18 protein-coding genes are annotated in these 13,961 nt (G+C 64.2%); 5 read left to right on the top strand and 13 right to left on the bottom strand.

The genetic code is table 11. The annotated features are described in order from the left end of the window. Positions 1–31 precede the first annotated feature (31 nt). From AADV58_RS02315 to ybgC, 4 genes are read right to left on the bottom strand one after another with little or no spacing between them, the layout of a single operon-like run. Complete coding sequence (locus AADV58_RS02315) at positions 32–808, bottom strand: TonB family protein (RefSeq protein ID WP_341743967.1); 777 nt, start codon at positions 806–808, stop codon at positions 32–34. Positions 809–812: 4 nt separating this feature from the next. Beyond that, positions 813–1,214, bottom strand: coding sequence for an ExbD/TolR family protein (locus AADV58_RS02310; RefSeq protein WP_028993767.1), 402 nt, complete (start codon positions 1,212–1,214; stop codon positions 813–815). A gap of 4 nt (positions 1,215–1,218) precedes the next feature. After that, positions 1,219–1,878, bottom strand: coding sequence for a protein TolQ (gene tolQ / locus AADV58_RS02305; protein WP_424243838.1), 660 nt, complete (start codon positions 1,876–1,878; stop codon positions 1,219–1,221). 14 nt (positions 1,879–1,892) lie between these two features. Further along, positions 1,893–2,315: a tol-pal system-associated acyl-CoA thioesterase gene (gene ybgC / locus AADV58_RS02300; RefSeq protein ID WP_341743966.1), complete on the bottom strand. Its 423-nt coding sequence runs from the start codon at positions 2,313–2,315 to the stop codon at positions 1,893–1,895. Between the two features lie 104 nt (positions 2,316–2,419). Here ybgC and AADV58_RS02295 point away from each other — a divergent pair, with 104 nt between their 5' ends. Continuing rightward, positions 2,420–3,877: a diguanylate cyclase gene (locus tag AADV58_RS02295; RefSeq protein WP_341743965.1), complete on the top strand. Its 1,458-nt coding sequence runs from the start codon at positions 2,420–2,422 to the stop codon at positions 3,875–3,877. On the opposite strand, the gene ruvB is transcribed toward AADV58_RS02295, so the two are convergent. The 7 genes from ruvB to AADV58_RS02260 are packed head-to-tail and all read right to left on the bottom strand — an operon-like array spanning position 3,878 to position 9,238. Next, positions 3,878–4,936 carry a Holliday junction branch migration DNA helicase RuvB gene (gene ruvB, locus AADV58_RS02290; protein WP_028993771.1) on the bottom strand — a complete coding sequence of 353 codons (1,059 nt, stop codon included), beginning with the start codon at positions 4,934–4,936 and terminating at the stop codon, positions 3,878–3,880. It lies immediately after the preceding gene. Continuing rightward, the gene (locus AADV58_RS02285) at positions 4,933–5,988 is read right to left on the bottom strand and encodes an AI-2E family transporter (protein WP_341743964.1); all 1,056 of its coding nucleotides are present in this window, start codon (positions 5,986–5,988) and stop codon (positions 4,933–4,935) included. The genes ruvB and AADV58_RS02285 overlap by 4 nt, the downstream gene beginning before the upstream one ends. Then, positions 5,988–6,566, bottom strand: coding sequence for a Holliday junction branch migration protein RuvA (gene ruvA, locus AADV58_RS02280; protein WP_341743963.1), 579 nt, complete (start codon positions 6,564–6,566; stop codon positions 5,988–5,990). The genes AADV58_RS02285 and ruvA overlap by 1 nt, the downstream gene beginning before the upstream one ends. Positions 6,567–6,600: 34 nt before the next feature. Beyond that, positions 6,601–7,134: a crossover junction endodeoxyribonuclease RuvC gene (gene ruvC / locus AADV58_RS02275; protein WP_341743962.1), complete on the bottom strand. Its 534-nt coding sequence runs from the start codon at positions 7,132–7,134 to the stop codon at positions 6,601–6,603. Beyond that, on the bottom strand, positions 7,131–7,985 hold the full coding sequence (locus AADV58_RS02270) for a DMT family transporter (RefSeq protein ID WP_341743961.1): 855 nt from the start codon (positions 7,983–7,985) through the stop codon (positions 7,131–7,133). Before AADV58_RS02270 ends, ruvC begins: the two co-directional genes overlap by 4 nt. 6 nt (positions 7,986–7,991) lie before the next feature. Continuing rightward, the gene (locus AADV58_RS02265; RefSeq protein WP_028993776.1) at positions 7,992–8,516 is read right to left on the bottom strand and encodes a hypothetical protein; all 525 of its coding nucleotides are present in this window, start codon (positions 8,514–8,516) and stop codon (positions 7,992–7,994) included. Next, complete coding sequence (locus tag AADV58_RS02260) at positions 8,513–9,238, bottom strand: YebC/PmpR family DNA-binding transcriptional regulator (RefSeq protein ID WP_028993777.1); 726 nt, start codon at positions 9,236–9,238, stop codon at positions 8,513–8,515. The genes AADV58_RS02265 and AADV58_RS02260 overlap by 4 nt, the downstream gene beginning before the upstream one ends. 142 nt (positions 9,239–9,380) lie before the next feature. Here AADV58_RS02260 and AADV58_RS02255 point away from each other — a divergent pair, with 142 nt between their 5' ends. The 3 genes from AADV58_RS02255 (at position 9,381) to AADV58_RS02245 (ending at position 11,636) form a co-directional block, all read left to right on the top strand. Further along, positions 9,381–9,716 carry a hypothetical protein gene (locus tag AADV58_RS02255; RefSeq protein ID WP_341743960.1) on the top strand — a complete coding sequence of 112 codons (336 nt, stop codon included), beginning with the start codon at positions 9,381–9,383 and terminating at the stop codon, positions 9,714–9,716. A gap of 112 nt (positions 9,717–9,828) precedes the next feature. Beyond that, positions 9,829–10,710 (top strand): pirin family protein, encoded by an 882-nt coding sequence (locus AADV58_RS02250; protein ID WP_341743959.1) that lies wholly within the window; start codon positions 9,829–9,831, stop codon positions 10,708–10,710. A 353-nt stretch (positions 10,711–11,063) separates the two neighbouring features. Beyond that, entirely contained in the window at positions 11,064–11,636 is a 573-nt protein-coding gene (locus AADV58_RS02245) for a hypothetical protein (protein ID WP_281981862.1), read from the top strand. Positions 11,637–11,679: 43 nt separating this feature from the next. Here the strand turns inward: AADV58_RS02245 and AADV58_RS02240 are convergent, their stop codons facing one another. After that, positions 11,680–11,934, bottom strand: a complete 255-nt coding sequence (locus AADV58_RS02240) for a Txe/YoeB family addiction module toxin (protein WP_076096054.1) — start codon at positions 11,932–11,934, stop codon at positions 11,680–11,682. Continuing rightward, the gene (locus tag AADV58_RS02235; RefSeq protein WP_281981858.1) at positions 11,931–12,182 is read right to left on the bottom strand and encodes a type II toxin-antitoxin system Phd/YefM family antitoxin; all 252 of its coding nucleotides are present in this window, start codon (positions 12,180–12,182) and stop codon (positions 11,931–11,933) included. The genes AADV58_RS02240 and AADV58_RS02235 overlap by 4 nt, the downstream gene beginning before the upstream one ends. 138 nt (positions 12,183–12,320) lie before the next feature. On the opposite strand from AADV58_RS02235, the gene AADV58_RS02230 reads away from it, so the two are divergent. Further along, entirely contained in the window at positions 12,321–13,910 is a 1,590-nt protein-coding gene (locus AADV58_RS02230; protein WP_281981856.1) for a helicase HerA-like domain-containing protein, read from the top strand. The last annotated feature ends 51 nt before the right edge of the window (positions 13,911–13,961 follow it).

Below are 13,961 nucleotides of genomic sequence, written 5' to 3'. Positions count from 1 at the left end.
GGCGTTCATCTTCGGTGAAATTGGCGCGATTTTACTCTTCAAACGGCTTGTATTTGATTTCGAGGACCCGCTGGAACAAGGCCGGATCATCCGGTTTCGGCAAGGGCGATGCGCTGCGGATCGCCCGCTCGATCGCCGCATCCAGCGCCGGCACACCGCTTGAGCGTTTCATGCGTATGGATAGAACGTCGCCACCGGGCAATTGGTTGACCTCGAAAATGGCCTCGGGATTGCCCTGAATGCTTGGCGGCAGAACGATCTTGTTGCGGATGGCGATGCGGATCTTGCTCGCATAGCTCTCCAGCCCGCGCCGGTTGGCGGCGGCCCGCTGTTCCTTCTCGGCCAGCGCCGCCTGCAGGTTCTGTTCGGCCACCGCCTGGCGCTCACGGGTTTCGCGTTCAAGCATTTCCTTGAACGGATCGACCTTGGGTGCCGGCTTCGGTTCCGGCTTCACCGGCTCCGGCTTTTTCGGCTCGGGCTTCGGCGGTTCGGGTTTCTTCGGCTCCGGCGCCTTTTTTTCTTCCTTGACGACGATATCCGGTTTCTTCGGCGCCTCGACCTTCACCGGCACGGGTACCGGCTCCGGCGGTTTCGGCGGCGCTTCGACCGGCTTCGGCGGCTCGACCGGCGGCGCCACCCGGGTCGCCTTGACCGGCGTCGGCGACCACAACTCGACCTGCATCGCCTCGGGCTCGCTGCGCTTCCACTGCACGCCCAGGAACAGGCCGCCGATCAACAGCAGGTGCACGGCCAGCGTGAACAGCATGGCCTTCTTCTTGCCGGGTTCGGTTGGGCGGTCGGGGATCATCGGATCATTTCACCGAGGTTTCCAGGCCAACCGACGAGAACCCCTGCTTCCTGACCTCTTCGAGCGCCTGCATCACGCTACGATAGGGTACTTCCTCATCGGCTGAGACCAGCACAGCGATATCAGGATTTCGTTGACGTTGGCCAGCCAGCGCACCACTCAACGAGGGCAAGCCATCAAGTTTCTGCTCCTTGTTCTCGACATCAAACAGGGATAACCCGCCATCCTTGGCAACCTCCACCCGCAAAAATTTGTCTGGCTTCTGCGGCGCTGTACCGCTTGATGGCAATTTGACCTCTCCGGTACTCATCATCGGCGTCGCCACCATGAAGATGACGAGCAGCACCAGCATCACGTCGATGTAGGGAACGACGTTGATCTCGTTTTTCAGGCGGCGCTGGCGCATGGCCTTACCTCATCTGGCGCTGGAGGATGTTCGAGAACTCCTCCATGAACGACTCGTAGCGCACGGCAATGCGGTCGATGTCGTGCGAGAAGCGGTTGTAGGCGAGCACTGCCGGAATCGCCGCAAACAGGCCGATGGCGGTGGCGACCAGGGCTTCGGCGATACCTGGGGCAACCGAGGCGAGCGTCGCCTGGCCGACGTTACCGAGCGCCCGGAAGGCATGCATGATGCCCCAGACGGTACCGAACAGACCGATGTAAGGCGACACCGAACCGACCGAGGCGAGGAAGGCGAGGTGGGCTTCCAGCGCATCCATCTCGCGCTGGTAGGTGGCGCGCATGGCGCGGCGCGAACCGTCGACGATGTCCTTGGAATCGAGGTTCTTCTGGCCGCGCAGCTTGGTGAATTCGCGGAAACCGGATTCGAAGATGCGTTCCATCGAACCGGCGTTGTGACGGTCGTTGATCGCGCTCTGGTAGAGGTTGTTGAGATCGCCGCCGGACCAGAAATCACGCTCGAATTCCTCGGTCTTGCGCTGCGACTGCTTGACCGCGAACCACTTCATCGCGATGTAGTACCACGACATCAGCGAGACGCCGGCGAGCAGCGCCATGACCAGTTGCACGACGGCGCTGGCCTCGAGAATGAGGTGGAGGATGGACATGTCCTGGGTGACGTTCATTTCAGTGCTTCCAGCTTGGCATGGAGGTAATCGGGAATCGGTGCGGGGCTCATCGTCGCCAGGTTCACGCAGGCAATCTCGACGTTGCCGGTGACCAGGAGATCGTCACCGCGACGCGCCCACTGGCGGAAGATCACCCGCACCCGGGTCAGTTTCTCGACTTCGAGCCCGATGCTCAGCGCGTCGTCGAGACGGGCCGGCTTCAGATATTCGCAAGCCGCCTTGCGGGCGACGAAGCCGATGCCGGCTTCGGCAGCCAGTTGCGCCTGGCCGTAACCGGCGTGACGCATCCATTCGGTGCGGCAGCGCTCGAAGAAACGCAGGTAATTGGCGTAGTAAACGACGCCACCGGCATCCGTATCCTCGTAATAGACGCGGACTGGAATGGAAAAGGCGTTGGCACGGGCGAGATCAGTCATCCCGGGATTTTACCTTGCGCCGCAACAAGCATGTGTAACGGCCTGTTTCCTTTTGCCAAATTGGGTAACTGGCGTTCGCCGCCGGGCTAACGCATAATCCCGCCATGTCACGGTCCATCCGCATCTTCGATCGCCGCAGCCTGATCCTGCTGCTCGGCCTGCTGCTCAGCGGCGGTTTCTTCGCGACCACGCTGTTCGGCTATTTCGTCTCCAAGGAAGCGATCCGCAGCGCCATCATCGGCCAGGACCTGCCGCTGACCTCAAGCAACATCTACTCGGAAATCCAGAAAGACCTGGTCCGCCCGGTACTGATTTCCTCGACCATGGCCCACGATACCTTCCTGCGCGACTGGATCCTGCGCGGCGAGAACGAAGTCAGCGAGATGTCGCGCTACCTGGCCGAAATCAAGCAGCGCCACGGCGCCTTCAGCAGCTTCTTCGTTTCCGACCACAGCAGCAATTACTACACCGGCGAAGGCGTGCTCAAACAGGTGCGCGAGGACGAGCCGCGCGACGCCTGGTATTTCCGGGTGCGCGACATGCGCGACGAATACGAGATCAACGTCGACCCCGATCTGGCCAACCGCGACGCCCTGACCATCTTCATCAATTACCGGGTGTTCGATTTCGACCAACGCTACATCGGCGCCACCGGCATCGGCCTGACGGTAGACTCGGTACGCCGGCTGATCCGCGACTACCAGGCGCGGTTCCAGCGCACCATCTATTTCACCGATGCCACCGGCAAGGTCGTCGTCCACGGCGGAGAAACCGCGCCGGACTTGCGCCAGCGCCCTGGGCTGGCCCAGCAACTCGACCGCATCCTGCACGAACGCACCGGCTTCTACCAGTTCGAGGACGCCGGTGACAACCACATCCTCAACGTCAATTACCTGCCCGAGCTGAAGTGGTACCTGTTCGTCGAGCAGAACGAAGATGTCGCGCTGGCCGGCATCCGCCAGACCCTCTACGTCAATCTGATCATCAGTCTGGTGGTGACGCTGATCGTCACCTTCCTCGCCTACCTGACGCTGGGCAGCTACCAGTCGCGGATCGAGAAGATGGCCTCGACCGACAAGCTGACCGGCCTGCTCAACCGCCACGCCTTCGGCATCCTGATCGACAAGCTGCTCGCCAACAATCGCCGGGCGCCGCGTCCGATCAGCTTCCTGCTCGCCGACATCGATCATTTCAAGGACATCAACGACCGCCACGGCCACCGCATCGGCGACGAGGTGTTGAGCAACATCGCCCAACGCCTCAGCGCAACGCTGCGCGAGGCCGATTTCGCCGTCCGCTGGGGTGGGGAAGAGTTCCTGATGGTCCTGCCGGGCTGCCCGCTCAACGAAGCGCTCGTCGTCGCCGAGAAGCTGCGTCACGCCATTGCCAGCGCCCAGCTGGCGCCAGGCGAACCGACCATCCGCATCACCCTGAGCCTGGGCGCCAGCGAACTCGACGACAACGAAACCGCCGACCACGCCATCAGCCGGGCCGACGATGCGCTGTACGCCGCCAAACGGGCCGGCCGCAATCAGGTCTCGGCAGCCCCGCCGCTGGGCTGATCAGACGTCGGAGAGCAAGTCGCGCGCCGCGGCGCCGGGCGGTTCGGCGAGGCCGAGATGGCGGTAGATGGCCGGCGTGGCAATCCGCCCGCGCAAGGTCCGCTGCAGGTAGCCCTGCTGGATCAGGTAGGGTTCGAGCACATCCTCGATCGTGTCGCGCGCTTCGCCGATGGCTGCCGCCAGATTGTCCACGCCGACCGGACCACCACCGAACTTGTCGATGACCGCATGCAGCAGCTTGCGGTCCATCAGGTCGAGACCGGCCGGATCGACATCGAGCATGTGCAGCGCCCGGTCGGCGATATCGCGGCCGATGCTGCCGTCGCCCTTCACTTCGGCGTAGTCGCGCACCCGGCGCAGCAGGCGGTTGGCGATACGCGGCGTGCCGCGCGAACGTTTGGCGATTTCCAGCGCACCGGCCGGATCGATCGGCGCGTTCAAAAGCGTCGCCGAACGGGTGACGATGCTCTGCAATTCCTCGGCGTTGTAGAACTCCAGGCGGGCGACGATGCCGAAGCGGTCGCGTAGCGGATTGGTCAGCATGCCGGCGCGGGTGGTCGCGCCGACCAGCGTGAACGGCGGCAGGTCGAGCTTGACCGAACGCGCCGCCGGGCCTTCGCCGATCATGATGTCGATCTGGAAATCCTCCAGCGCCGGGTAGAGGATTTCCTCGACGACGGGTGACAGGCGGTGGATTTCGTCGATGAACAGCACGTCGTGCGGTTCAAGATTGGTCAGGATCGCTGCCAAGTCGCCGGCGCGTTCGAGCACCGGGCCGGAAGTCTGGCGCAGGTTGACGCCCATTTCGGCGGCAACGATGTGCGCCAGCGTCGTCTTGCCCAGGCCAGGCGGGCCGAACAGCAGCACGTGGTCGAGCGATTCGCTGCGGTTGCGGGCGGCCTGGATGAAGATTTCCAGTTGCTCGCGGATTTTCTGCTGACCGGTGTAATCGGCCAGCCGCTTCGGGCGCAGCGCCCGTTCCAGCGCCTCTTCCTGCGCCGATTTGCTCTGCGGCGCAATGATGCGCTCCAGCGGCGCCAGCTTGTCGGTTTCGATCATGATGGAGATTCCTCGCGCAACCAGCGCGTCAGGAGCAGTTGGCCGAGCGCCAGCAGCACCGGCCCCAGGAAGATGCCGATGAAGCCGAACACCAGCACGCCGCCGAACACGCCGAGGGCGACGATGAGCACCGACAGCCCGGCGCCGCGCGCCATCAGCAGCGGTTTGACGACGTTGTCGATGCTGCTGATGATGAGCAGGCCATAAAGCGCCATGAAAATGGCCCAGCCGGTCTGGCCGTCGCCGTACAGCCACAGCGCCGCGCCGCCCCAGACCAGCGGCGGGCCGACCGGAATCATCGACAGGAAGAAAGTGGCAAAGCCGAGCAAAACCGGCGCCGGCGCGCCGGCGATGAAGAAACCGATCATCGCCACCGAACCTTGAGCCGCCGCCGTGCCGACGATGCCGAGCATGACCCCGAAAACCGTGCCGCGCGCCTTGTCGACCAGGCCTTCGCCGAGTTCGCCGCCGAGCTTGCGGGCACCACCGTACAGCGCCGTGGCAACGACCTCGCCGTCACGGTAGAGGAAGAACACCACAAACAGCACCAGCGCCAGTTGCAGCATGCCGTTGGCAGCAACCGCCCCGGCCGCCAGCAGGAACTGACGCGCCGGCGCGATGCCCTGGACGAGCAGGGCGTTGAGCGCCTCGCGGCTGCTCGCCACCTCGTGCCAGAAATCGATGATCTCGTCGGCGAACAGCGGAATGCTGGCAAACCAGGCCGGCGGCTCGGCCGGCAGGCCTTCCTCGAAGTAGGGCCGGACCAGCTCGATCACATGATCGGCACCGCTGACCAGCGCACCGGCCAGGAAGATCGTCGGCACCAGCAGGACGACGATCAGCAGCACGACCATCAGCGAAGCGCCCAGCGAATCGCGCCCACCCAGGCGCGGCAGCAGGTGATCGCGGTAACTCTCCCAACTGCACACCCAGATGATCAGCGCGAACAGCAGCGCGCCGACGAACGGCAGCAGCACGGCGATGCAGCCGACAATCAGCAGCACCACCAGCGCAATCTGCGCCAGTCGCCGGGTATCGCAGTCGTTGAGCATCAGGCCTTGGACAACAGCTTGAGTGCCTGGCGGATGCCGTCGGACGTACCGACGTCGGCCGGCAACTGCTTCATTGCGGCGGCGGCTTCCTTCTCGTTGTAGCCGAGCGCCAGCAGCGCGTTGGAAATGTCGGCGCGGGCGTCGTCGACGGCGATGTTCAGCGCCACCCCGGTGGCATCGGCCAGCTTGCCCTTGAGTTCAAGCAACAGGCGCTCGGCGGTCTTCTTGCCGATCCCGGGCACCTTGATCAGGCGCCCCAGCTCCTGCTGTGCCACGGCCGCCGCCAGGTCATTGACCGACAGCCCGGACAGCACCGACAGCGCGGTGCGGGCGCCGATCCCCGAGACCTTGAGCAACTGGCGGAAGGCGAAGCGCTCGGCCTCGCCGAGGAAACCGTAGAGGAAATGCCCGTCCTCGCGGACCGCGAAATGGGTCAGCAGCGTCACCTTTTCGCCGACCGAGGGCAGGTTGTAGAAAGTGCTCATCGGCACGTCCAGCTCGTAGCCGACGCCGTTTACGTCAAGCACGATCTGCGGCGGGTTCTTTTCGACGACGAGGCCGGTGAGTCTTCCGATCATGGGGCAATCCGATACTGTATGTTCAAACAGGTTCTCATCCTATCAGCCGCCCGCCGCGAACGCGATACCCCGCCGTCGCCAGCGCCCCCAAACCCTGTCCGCCGTGCGCGTGGGCAATCGCGCAGGCGAGCGCGTCGGCGGCATCCGCCGTCGGCGCACCGGGCAGATTGAGCAGGCGGACGACCATCTCCTGCACCTGCTCCTTGGCCGCCTTGCCGTGCCCGACCACCGCCTGCTTGACCTGCAGCGCGGTGTATTCGGCGACCGGCAGGCCACCATGCACCAGCGCCGACATCGCCGCCCCGCGCGCCTGGCCGAGCAGCAGCGTGGACTGCGGATTGACGTTCACGAACACCTTCTCGATCGCCGACTGATCCGGCCGGTAGGTCGCGATCACCTCGCCGATGCCGGCGAACAAGGTGCCGATGCGCTCCGGCAACGACTGCTTGTCGTTCGACTTGATGCAGCCGCTGGCGACATAGACCAGCTGGTTGCCGTGCTTCTCGATGACGCCAAAGCCGGTCACGCGCAGGCCGGGGTCGATGCCGAGGATGCGCACGCCGCTCATTTCGCCGGCCTCGCCACCAGCCAGACACCGGCCACCGCGACGGCCATGCCGACCACCGCGACCGGCGCCAGCGTCTCGCCGAACACCACCCAGGCGATCAGCGCCGTCGTCGGCGGCGTCAGGTAGAACAGGCTGGCGACATTGACCGCGCTGCCGCTGCGGATCAGCAGGTTGAGCAGGCTGATCGCGCCGAGCGACAGAACAAGCACCAGCCAGCCGAGCGCGAACAGGAATTCGCCGGTCCACTCGATGCGGTAATCCTCGAACAGCGCAACGGCGATGGCCGTCACGATGGCCGTCGGCACGAACTGGATGACCGAACCGGTACGCAGGTCGAAGCGGGCGCAGAAACGTTTCTGGTAGAGCGTACCGGCGGTGATCGCCAGCAGCGCGACGACGGCCGGCCACAGCATCGGCCCGAGCGCGGCGTCGCCGAACTTGCCGGAAACGACCAAGCCGACGCCGACGAAACCGAGCGCCAGCCCGCCCCACTGGCGAGCGCTCACTTTCTCACCAAGCAGCCAGCCGGCGCTGCACGCCGTCAGCAAGGGCTGCATGCCGACGACCAGCGCGGTGATCCCGGCTGGCAGGCCGTGGGCGATGGCGACGAAGACGCCGCCGAGATAGAAGGCATGCACGAGCACGCCGGAAACGCCGATGTGCAGCCACTGCGCCGGGTCTTTCGGCCACGGCGCGCGCATGATCAGCGCAATCGCCAGCATCAGGCCGATCACCAGCCCGTAGCGGGTGAGCAGGAAGGACAGCGGTTCGGCGTAGGGCAGGCCGAACTTGGCACCGATGAAACCGGTACTCCACAGGAAGACGAAGAGCAGGGGGTAGGCGCGCTGCATCGCGGCTCAGATGTTCCAGTCCGGCCGGCAGCGCTTGCGCGTTTCAGCGAAGGTTTCGAACAGGGTCCGCGCATCACCGCTGGCGCGGTGGCGGCGCAGTTGCAGGCGCAGTTCGACGGCCGCGCGGGTGGCGTGCCAATTGGTCATTTCGCAGTCGCCGAGGATTTCGCGCAGATCCTTGAGGCGGAAGCTGGGCACCAGATCGACCGCGTCGTAGAGCCGGCCGAGCCAGGCGTAGTCGGCACCCCAGGCGTCGCTGTAGAGCGTCTGGCCGCGAAATTTCTGGTTCAGGTGCCCGGCCACCTCGGCGGCCGGCTTGCCATGCTGCTGCAGGATCTCCCGGCTGACGCCGTGCACCTTCTCGGCGCCGCTGTCCCAATGGGTCCAGCCGGGTTCCGGCCGGATCAGCGAGCAATACATCTCGCCGCCCGGCAGGTAATAGCCGACCTCGATCGGGTAGCTGCCCGCACCGAAACCCGAGGCTTCGATGTCGATGATCGCGGGCAGCTCCGGTGGCCGGCTGGCGGTCACTCCTCGATGACCGCCGTGGTGTAGATTTCCTGGACGTCGTCCAGGCCTTCGAGCGCGTCGAGCAGCTTCTGCATCTTCACCGCGTCGTCGCCCGTGAACACATTCTCGCCTTCCGGCTTCATCGTCACTTCGCCGAACTCCGGCGTGAACCCGGCGGCTTCGAGCGCGTCCTTGACGGCAACGTAGTCGGCAGCCGCGGTGATGACCTCGATCGAACCGTCGTCGTTGGTCGCCACGTCCTCGGCGCCGGCCTCGATGGCGGCATCCATCAGCGCCGCTTCGTCGGTGCCCGGGGCGAACAGCATCTGGCCGCAGTGCTTGAACTGGAAGGCCACGCAACCGTCGGTGCCCATGTTGCCGCCGTACTTGTTGAAGGCATGGCGCACTTCGGCCACGGTGCGGGTCTTGTTGTCGGTCAGGCAGTCGACCATGATCGCCGCGCCGCCGATGCCGTAGCCCTCGTAGCGGACCTCGACGTAATCGACGCCTTCGAGCTCGCCGGTACCCTTCTTGATGGCGGTATCGATCTTGTCCTTGGGCATGTTCACGCCCTTGGCCTTGTCGACCGCAACGCGCAGACGCGGATTGAAGCCGGGATCACCCCCGCCCATCTTGGCCGCCACGGTGATTTCCTTGGCGATCTTGGAGAAAGCCGCACCACGCTTTTCGTCCTGACGACCTTTACGGTGCTGGATGTTGGCCCACTTGGAATGACCTGCCATGCTCTTTTCCTGAATGCGAATAACGAAGAAGGCGAGATTTTACCCGTCCGGCGTTTTCCCGTCAGGCCGGCGTGCATTTACCGCCTTCCGGGTCTGCTTGTTGCTTCGAAACCCTTTTTTCCCGCCCGAAACGACAAGCCCGATGCGAAAACCCACCCTCTACCAAAGCCTGAAAGCCAAACGGCGCAGCCAGCAACTGGTCATCGGCGTCACCTGGTACACCCCGGAAAGCTGGGCCGCAGTCAAGGCGACAGCCACCGATCCGGAATGCTTCGAAGACAGCTTCGACAAATGGAAAACCATGGCCGTGGCGGCCCGCCGCAATTTCCAGCGCTCCGGCGTGATGGCCCTGGAATGCCAGATCGACCCCGCCGCCTTCGCCGCCTGGTGCGCCGCCAACCAGCAGGAAAACAACTCGACGGCGCGCGGCGAATACGTCTCCGAAGTGCTGAGCGCCGCCCACAACAAGGCGGACTGAAACGCGCCGCCTTGTCGCAAAGCAGACAAGCCGGCGCCCCCGGCAATCGCCGATTCCCCTTTCGCCACCACCTGTGGCAGGCTGACGCCAGCATCCGCCAGAAAGGGAAACCATGTCCGCCATCCAGCGCATCGCCACCCGCGAAACCGAACTCGGCGCCGGCCTGAGCATCCGCCGTGCCCTGCCCACCCGCCACCGGCGCATGGTCGGCGCCTGGTGCTTCCTCGACCACATCGGCCCAATCGACTTCGCCCCGGACGCCGGCCTGCACGTCGGCGCCCACCCGCACATCGGCCTGCAGACCTTCACCTGGCCGGTGACTGGTGAAATCCTGCACCGCGACAGCCTGGGCAACGAACAACTGATCCGCCCCGGCCAGGTCAACCTGATGACCGCCGGCCACGGCATCGCGCACACCGAAGACTCCCCGCAACCCGGCCAGCACCTGCACGCCGCCCAACTGTGGATCGCCCTGCCGCCCGAGCAACGCGACTGCCCGCCCGACTTCGCCCACTACCCCGACCTGCCAACCTGGACCACCGACGGCGCCCAGTTCACGCTGCTCGCCGGCCACTACCAGAACAACCGCGCGCCCACCCGCATCCACACCCCGCTGCTCGGCCTGGACATCGCCGCCACCGCTGAGGCGACGCTCGACCTGCCGCTGCAAACCGAATTCGAATACGGCCTGCTCCCCCTGCTCGGCCACATCATCGCCGCCAGCGAAACCCTGGGCAGCGACGAATTCCTCTACCTCGAACCCGGCCGTAACCACCTGCAACTCAAGCTGCCCGCCGGCAGCAAAGTCCTGCTGCTCGGCGGCGAACCATTCACGGCACCGCTCCAGATGTGGTGGAACTTCGTCGCCGGCGACCGCGCCAGCATCGCCGAAGCACAGCGACAGTGGGAAAACGGCAACCCGCGCTTCGGGCCAGTCGGCGATGGCTGCGCACCGCGCCTGATGCCACCGACACTGCCGGCAGGCTGGGGCTGAACGCAGCACCAGCAACATCCACTCGACATGAAATCGCCCGCTCGTTATGCTGAGTGCCTGTGACAAATGATTTGCAACAGGCTCAACAAGGGACGAGGCGCGATGATGAGCAGCGTATACGGCAAACGACCGGAATATCAGGCAGATACGCCGCCTACCCTAGAAAAGTGCCGTATTTATGCGCCATCCATCCCCGGAGAAATGCGGGCCAATCCCGCTCGAAACCAGAGCAGCTCTCGTTCGACTAAAACATGTGGCACAGTGCCTTAGGGCACGCCAGAACCCTTTTCTCATATTCAACCAATGATTTTCGTAGCCACAAATCGGCAACATAGGGGAACCGAAGAATGGGGTTGAAGGGCGATTTCCATGAGGTTGCCAGAGTCTGGCGGCAGTCATCTTGGCAGATAAAGACATACTTGGCACTCTCGGCTTTCCTAGCTTCTGGCTCAATCGCCAGTTTGTCGGAAACTACATTTCGCTGGAAAGGCTTTGTTAGCGACGCTGTTTCCTTCTATCAGACGTACATCGCCGGCCAGCTTCAATGGTTGTTGGAGCGGTTGTTCGTTCATGTTCCAGACGGCCTTTCACACTTGCTCATACTGACGGCTATCTATCTGGGGGCCAACCTGCGGGTAGCTAAGTTTGCATTACCGAGTGCGGAAGCCCGATCGGTTGCACTGAATGCAATGACAAATTATGTTGGTGCAGCCATTGGAATTGCGGCTCTATTTCATTCCACGGCTCGAGAGTTAGAGGGTGACGGAGCTTTGGGCCTATTTCTCGGTAGTGCCTTTGCTACATCATTCGCATACTGGCGCGTTGGTGGTGCAGCCAGAATCCTCTGGTTCGTTAGCCTTTTGGCCCCATTCGTCATCGTTGGCTTAGCTGCGGCAGTAATGAGTGGCTTGGTTCGTACATCATGAGGCAAGAGAAGCCAACACCGGCTTAACTCAAGCCTCTATCGCCTCAATAGTGAAACCGCAACTGCGCAATCAACAGCGCATCCCCTTCCACCCGATAAACCATCCGATGCTCATCGGTTATCCGCCGTGACCAGAACCCCGACAGTGCATGTTTCAGCGCTTCCGGTTTTCCCACCCCGGCAAAGGGATCGCGCTGTGTTTCGCGGATCAGTTTGTTGATCCGCTCGACCATGCGCCTGTCTTGCTTCTGCCAGTAGAGGTAGTCTTCCCATGCCTCGTCGGCGAAGATCAGCTTCACGCGGCGAGTTCCCGTTCCGTGCCTTGGTCGGCATTCAGTTGCGCGGCAGCCGAGAGCAGTCGTTTGGCGTTGGCCGGGGTGCGCAGGAGGTACGCGGTTTCTTCGAGCGCCTTGTAGTCTTCGAGCGACAGCATCACCACGGCTTGGTCGCCGTTTCGGGTGATGATCAGGGCTTCGTGGTCGTCACAAACGCGATCCATGGTGCTGGCGAGGTTCGCGCGTAGCGTGGTGTAGGTCATTGCATCCATTTCAAGCCTCCGTACATGTACGCTTTAATGTACATATCGCACCGCCTATTGTCCAGCCCCGCTTTACCCTCCTTAACACCAGCCTGCCGCCGCAGCGCTAGAATGCCGGCATCTGATCCTTTCCGGAGTCACCGTACCATGTCCGAACCGCTCTACCTGGCCAAGTCTGCCGATGATTTTCCCGCGCTGCTGCCGCAGATGACCAATCGCCACGGCCTGATCACCGGGGCGACCGGGACCGGCAAGACGGTGACGCTGCAGACGCTGGCCGAGCGCCTGTCTTACATCGGCGTGCCGGTGTTCATGGCTGACGTGAAGGGCGACCTGTCGGGCATGGGCGCGGCCGGTACGGTGTCGCCGAAGCTGCAGAAGCGCATCGACGAGCTGGGCCTGGAGGGCTATGCCAATTACGCCAACACCGTGGCCTTCTGGGATGTGTTCGGCGAGAACGGCATTCCGGTGCGGGCGACCATTTCCGACATGGGGCCGCTGCTGCTGGCGCGCCTGCTCAACCTCAACGACACCCAGGCCGGCGTGCTGCAGATGGTGTTCAAGATCGCCGACGACCAGGGCCTGCTGCTGCTCGACCTCAAGGATCTGCGGGCGATGGTCCAGTACGTGGGCGACAACGCGGCGCAGTTCAAGACCGAGTACGGCAACGTGTCGACGGCGTCGATCGGCGCCATCCAGCGCGGCCTGCTGACGCTGGAAGAGCAGGGCGGCGATGTCTTCTTCGGCGAGCCGATGCTCGACATCAACGACCTGATGCAGGTCGACAGCAACGGCCGCGGCGTCATCAACGTGCTCGCCGCCGAGAAGCTGATCCACGCCCCGGCGCTGTATTCGACCTTCCTCCTCTGGCTGCTGGCCGAACTGTTCGAGCAGTTGCCGGAAGCCGGTGACCTGGACAAGCCCAAACTGGTGTTCTTTTTCGACGAGGCGCACCTGCTGTTCGACGGCGCGCCGGCGGCGCTGGTGGACAAGGTCGAGCAGGTGGTGCGGCTGATCCGCTCGAAGGGCGTCGGCGTGTTTTTCGTGACCCAGAACCCGCTCGATGTCCCGGAAAAAATCCTCGGCCAGCTCGGCAACCGCGTCCAGCATGCGCTGCGCGCGTTCACGCCGCGCGACCAGAAGGCGGTGCAATCGGCCGCGCAGACCATGCGCGCCAATCCGAAATTCAATGCCGCCGAAGTCATCACCGAACTCGGCGTCGGCGAGGCGCTGGTCTCCTTCCTCGACGAGAAAGGCCGGCCGAACATCGTCGAACGTGCCTTCATCTTCCCGCCGGCGTCGCGCCTCGGCCCGCTGACCGAAGCCGAACGGCGCGGCAACATCGAAGCCTCGCCGCTGCTCGCCACCTACGGCGAGACGGTCGATCGCCAATCGGCCTACGAAATCCTGCGCGGCCAGCCGGCCGCCGCCAAGAAGACCGGCCCGGGCGCCATTCCGGCACCGGCCGCCCCCGGCGCACCGGCCCGGCCGGGCAGCGCACCCCGCCCGCAACCTGCTGCCGCCCCTGAACCGGCGGCGGCCGAAGGCGGCGGCCTGTTCGGCAGCCTGGGCAGCATTCTTGGCGGTACCACCGGACCGCGCGGCGGACGCCGCGAGGGCGTGGTCGAAGCCGCAGCCAAGAGCGCGGCGCGCAGCGTGGCGGGAACGGTCGGCCGGGAAATCGGGCGGCAGATCCTGCGCGGTGTGCTCGGTTCGATGCTGGGCGGGCGGCGCTGAATCGTACCTGCAGCCATTTTTCGCCCCCGTGGGCAATCGGCCGCAATACAA

It is taken from the genome of Azonexus hydrophilus (assembly GCF_038368255.1).
Taxonomy (GTDB): Bacteria; Pseudomonadota; Gammaproteobacteria; order Burkholderiales; family Rhodocyclaceae; genus Azonexus; species Azonexus hydrophilus.
This window is presented reverse-complemented; position numbering and strand designations above follow the sequence as displayed.

Excerpts from the sequence above, each read along its gene's own strand:
- AADV58_RS02315 (WP_341743967.1), bottom strand. The coding sequence starts at position 808 with ATGATCCCCGACCGCCCAACCGAACCCGGCAAGAAGAAGGCCATGCTG.
- AADV58_RS02310 (WP_028993767.1), bottom strand. The coding sequence starts at position 1,214 with ATGCGCCAGCGCCGCCTGAAAAACGAGATCAACGTCGTTCCCTACATC.
- tolQ (WP_424243838.1), bottom strand. The coding sequence starts at position 1,878 with ATGTCCATCCTCCACCTCATTCTCGAGGCCAGCGCCGTCGTGCAACTG.
- ybgC (WP_341743966.1), bottom strand. The coding sequence starts at position 2,315 with ATGACTGATCTCGCCCGTGCCAACGCCTTTTCCATTCCAGTCCGCGTC.
- AADV58_RS02295 (WP_341743965.1), top strand. The coding sequence starts at position 2,420 with ATGTCACGGTCCATCCGCATCTTCGATCGCCGCAGCCTGATCCTGCTG.
- ruvB (WP_028993771.1), bottom strand. The coding sequence starts at position 4,936 with ATGATCGAAACCGACAAGCTGGCGCCGCTGGAGCGCATCATTGCGCCG.
- AADV58_RS02285 (WP_341743964.1), bottom strand. The coding sequence starts at position 5,988 with ATGCTCAACGACTGCGATACCCGGCGACTGGCGCAGATTGCGCTGGTG.
- ruvA (WP_341743963.1), bottom strand. The coding sequence starts at position 6,566 with ATGATCGGAAGACTCACCGGCCTCGTCGTCGAAAAGAACCCGCCGCAG.
- ruvC (WP_341743962.1), bottom strand. The coding sequence starts at position 7,134 with ATGAGCGGCGTGCGCATCCTCGGCATCGACCCCGGCCTGCGCGTGACC.
- AADV58_RS02270 (WP_341743961.1), bottom strand. The coding sequence starts at position 7,985 with ATGCAGCGCGCCTACCCCCTGCTCTTCGTCTTCCTGTGGAGTACCGGT.
- AADV58_RS02260 (WP_028993777.1), bottom strand. The coding sequence starts at position 9,238 with ATGGCAGGTCATTCCAAGTGGGCCAACATCCAGCACCGTAAAGGTCGT.
- AADV58_RS02255 (WP_341743960.1), top strand. The coding sequence starts at position 9,381 with ATGCGAAAACCCACCCTCTACCAAAGCCTGAAAGCCAAACGGCGCAGC.
- AADV58_RS02250 (WP_341743959.1), top strand. The coding sequence starts at position 9,829 with ATGTCCGCCATCCAGCGCATCGCCACCCGCGAAACCGAACTCGGCGCC.
- AADV58_RS02235 (WP_281981858.1), bottom strand. The coding sequence starts at position 12,182 with ATGGATGCAATGACCTACACCACGCTACGCGCGAACCTCGCCAGCACC.
- AADV58_RS02230 (WP_281981856.1), top strand. The coding sequence starts at position 12,321 with ATGTCCGAACCGCTCTACCTGGCCAAGTCTGCCGATGATTTTCCCGCG.